At 41.4% G+C, this 3,618-nt stretch carries 3 protein-coding genes, 3 tRNA genes and 1 rRNA gene; all 7 read left to right on the top strand.

Annotated elements, in window-relative coordinates:
- Positions 1-99: ribosomal RNA gene (gene rrf / locus HC026_RS12175) — 5S ribosomal RNA — on the top strand; the annotation flags it as partial.
- 8 nt (positions 100-107) lie between these two features.
- Positions 108-180: transfer RNA gene (locus HC026_RS12180), tRNA-Asn, on the top strand.
- Between the two features lie 17 nt (positions 181-197).
- Positions 198-270, top strand: a tRNA-Thr gene (locus HC026_RS12185).
- A 219-nt stretch (positions 271-489) separates the two neighbouring features.
- Positions 490-804 (top strand): PTS sugar transporter subunit IIB, encoded by a 315-nt coding sequence (locus tag HC026_RS12190; RefSeq protein ID WP_168926185.1) that lies wholly within the window; start codon positions 490-492, stop codon positions 802-804.
- A gap of 235 nt (positions 805-1,039) precedes the next feature.
- Positions 1,040-2,530 carry a peptide MFS transporter gene (locus tag HC026_RS12195; RefSeq protein ID WP_168926186.1) on the top strand — a complete coding sequence of 497 codons (1,491 nt, stop codon included), beginning with the start codon at positions 1,040-1,042 and terminating at the stop codon, positions 2,528-2,530.
- Between the two features lie 65 nt (positions 2,531-2,595).
- Positions 2,596-3,429 (top strand): metallophosphoesterase, encoded by an 834-nt coding sequence (locus HC026_RS12200; RefSeq protein ID WP_232843747.1) that lies wholly within the window; start codon positions 2,596-2,598, stop codon positions 3,427-3,429.
- 95 nt (positions 3,430-3,524) lie between these two features.
- Positions 3,525-3,607 (top strand) — tRNA-Tyr (locus tag HC026_RS12205).
- The last annotated feature ends 11 nt before the right edge of the window (positions 3,608-3,618 follow it).

The following is a 3,618-nucleotide window of genomic DNA, read 5'->3' on the forward strand; positions in this document are numbered from 1 at the left end:
AAGGATACACCTGTTCCCATGCCGAACACAGAAGTTAAGCTTCAGCACGCCAAGAGTAGTTGGGGGATCGCCCCCTGCGAGGGTAGGACGTTGCCACGCTATATTATTCCGGCATAGCTCAGTTGGTAGAGCACCTGACTGTTAATCAGGTTGTCGACGGTTCGAGCCCGCCTGCCGGAGTCATAATTTTTAGTAATGCCGGCTTAGCTCAGTTGGTAGAGCATCGGTATCGTAAACCGAGGGTCGGGGATTCGAATTCCTCAGCCGGCATCTATTCAACTGATAAAAACATCAACGCATATGCGTTGATGTTTTTTTGTTTGATCAATAAGTCTCGTAATATGTGCTTCTTAAAAATTGGTATAGACGTTAAAACCGCCATTTAAAAAGAAAAATCATGCTATTTTAACTTGTGGTATACATTTATTAGTGGTAGGCTATAAACAATGCAAGCGCTAATACATAACGCAAAATTTGGAGGTAATCATGATGACAACTGTATTAATTGTATGTGCGAGTGGAATTACGAGTCACTTATTACAAGAAACTGCTCAGCGATCTACTGAGGCCTACCATACGGATATTACTTTTGAGGCAACCAGTTTTGCTGCCGCTAAAAATGATGGCTTAGAAACAGCAGACCTCGTTTTAGTTGCGCCACAAGTTGGTTGTGACTACGTCTCTTTGAAAGCCATTAATCCCCGTTTAGAAAAAATTCCTGATAACATTTACGCTTGGGTCAATGGTGAAAGTCTGGTTAAATTTGCGATGACAGAATTAGATAAGAATAAGGTTGTCGGCTAGCTTCGGGTTTCAGACTGTTTTTGGCATGAATTTATTTACTAGACATCCCTCTTGCAAAATCATTATTTGCCCGTGTTTTATACACTAAATGTCATTGCGTTGATGTCCTTTCGGGCGTATAATGTTCTATATGTTTCAATTAGAATACTATGAGGAGCGGTAATTCCGCTCCTTTAATCATCACTCCGGTAAATAAATGGTATTGCTTGAGTGTGAGATGTCTGGAGGGCTTTAATTGGATAACCAAGGGAACAAGCAATTAGATCGCTCATTTTTTGGTCAGCCACGTGGATTATCTACGTTGTTCATGACTGAAATGTGGGAACGGTTCAGTTACTATGGTATGAAAGCAATTTTGATCTACTACATGTACTTCTCAATTGCACAAGGCGGACTTGGCATGGATAAGGGGCTTGCTGCCTCAATCATGTCGATTTATGGGTCATTAGTTTATTTATCTTCAGTCCTTGGTGGCTTTTTGAGTGACCGAATCTGGGGTAGCCGTAAAACCGTGTTTTACGGTGGTGTTTTGATTATGTTTGGTCACATTTTCTTATCTTTCCCAGCTGGTAAAATAGCATTATTTATTTCTATTTGTTTAATCACAATTGGGACTGGTTTGTTGAAACCAAACGTTTCTGAGATGGTTGGTACTTTGTACGCACCAGAAGACACCCGTCGTGATTCTGGTTTTACCATTTTCGTTTTTGGGATTAACTTAGGATCGTTAGTTGCACCAATTGCTGTGCCAGCAATGTGGTCAACATTTAACTTCCACGCAGGTTTCTCATTGGCTGCGATTGGTATGTTCTTTGGGTTGGTATCGTACTGGTACGGTGGTAAGAAGTATCTGAGTGCTGATTCGCTGTACCCAGATGATCCGTTGGAACCAGGGGATGCTAAAAAGTTATCCTTCCGTACAGCCTTGGGAGTGATTGCTTTTGCTTTAGTGCTGTTGATTATGTATGTCTTTGGTGCGTTTAACATCGCTAACTTCATTACATTGCTCAGTATAATTGCGGTTGTCACACCAATTATTTACTTCACGGTTATGCTCACAAGCAAGAAAACTACTAAGCATGAGCGTTCACGTGTTTGGGCTTACGTGCCGTTATTTATTGCCGCAGCAATTTTCTGGGCGATTGAAGAACAAGGCATGGTTGTGTTAGCACTGTTTGCACAAGAACAGACTAACAACACCGTTCATATTTTTAACTGGGTCATTCACATTAATCCAGCTAATTATCAATCATTGAACCCATTATTTATTTTAATTTACACCCCAATCTTTGCGACTATGTGGACGAAGCTGGGTAAGAAACAACCTTCATCTCCTTCTAAATTCTCCATGGGGATGGTTATCACTGGGTTCTCATATTTATTGATGGTTATCCCAGTTACAATGTTTGGCCCATATGCAAAAGTTAGTCCATTTTGGTTAGTAGGTAGCTGGGCAATTGTTGAAATTGGTGAATTGCTGATTTCTCCAATTGGACTTTCTGTTACGACGAAATTAGCACCAAGAGCTTTCCAATCATCGATGATGAGCATGTGGTTCTTAGCTGATTCTGCCGGCCAAGCGGTTAACTCACAAATCGTTAAATTCTATACACCTGGGAATGAAGCGGCCTACTTCACAGGCAATGCGCTTGTTGCCATTGCTGCAGGTATCGTGCTCTTCTTCATGATTAAGCCGATTAAACGCTTAATGGAAGGTGTTCTATAAACAAGTCATTTCAAAGTTGTGTTACGATATCCTCGTAGCACAACTTTTTTATTAGGAGCAGAATGATGGTTAAAGTCGCCATGGTGAGTGATATCCACCTTGATATTAATAAAGTAAATGTGAATGATACGCTCCAGCAGCAAAGTGATTGGTTAAATCGAAACGGCATTGGCATTTATTTAATTGCAGGGGATCTGTTTAATCATTTTGATCAGTCAGTATCGTTTACTGAAAATCTGCAAAAAATGACGCCTAACACCACGGTTAAGTTTATTGCCGGCAATCATGACATGGTCAATGATATTAGCTACAGGGAGCTTCAAAAGCCTGTAGCTGAGACCTACCTTCATCGTCAATATTTCGATGTTTCCAATACTGATTGGCGGATCATTGGCAATAATGGCTGGTATGACTATTCCTTTTCGGCAGCAATGCATCGTCCTGAAGCTGATTTTTTGCACTGGAAGCGCGCGTATTGGATCGATGGGGCAATTAAACAGCCACTCAGTGATCCTGAACGCATGGCTGTGGAATTACAGGTTATTGAACAACAATTGCTGCAAGCGCAACGAGAACACAGACGCGTGTTATTTATGACTCATTTTGTCCCACGAATTGAGTATTTGCGGATTACCTCTGATGATCGATTTTGGAATATGGCTAACGCTATGTTAGGCAGCGTGCACACGGGAGAGCTGCTAGCTAAGTATCAAGTTAAATACGTTTTGTTTGGTCACATGCATATTCATCCGGCACCAAGAATGTATGCGGGGACTGTTTATTTTAATCAATCGGTAGGTTACGGGACAGCCAGAAGACACGAGTGGGTGACCAATGATTTCCAATCAGAATGGCTGAAGCGAGTCCACGTGATTAATTTAGATGAGAAAGAGGAATGAATGCCAATTTTTATGAGAAATAACGGTAATCCAGCTTGACGGGGCTGGCTTGTTTTTGGTATTATAATTAAGTTGATTTATGGTAAATCAATTATGGATGGGTAGCGAAGTCTGGCTAAACGCGGCGGACTGTAAATCCGCTCCTTCGGGTTCGGTGGTTCGAATCCACTCCCATCCATCTTTTATTGG

This window comes from Secundilactobacillus angelensis, assembly GCF_012641075.1.
Classification (GTDB): Bacteria; Bacillota; Bacilli; order Lactobacillales; family Lactobacillaceae; genus Secundilactobacillus; species Secundilactobacillus angelensis.

Excerpts from the sequence above, each read along its gene's own strand:
- HC026_RS12190 (WP_168926185.1), top strand. The coding sequence starts at position 490 with ATGACAACTGTATTAATTGTATGTGCGAGTGGAATTACGAGTCACTTA.
- HC026_RS12200 (WP_232843747.1), top strand. The coding sequence starts at position 2,596 with ATGGTTAAAGTCGCCATGGTGAGTGATATCCACCTTGATATTAATAAA.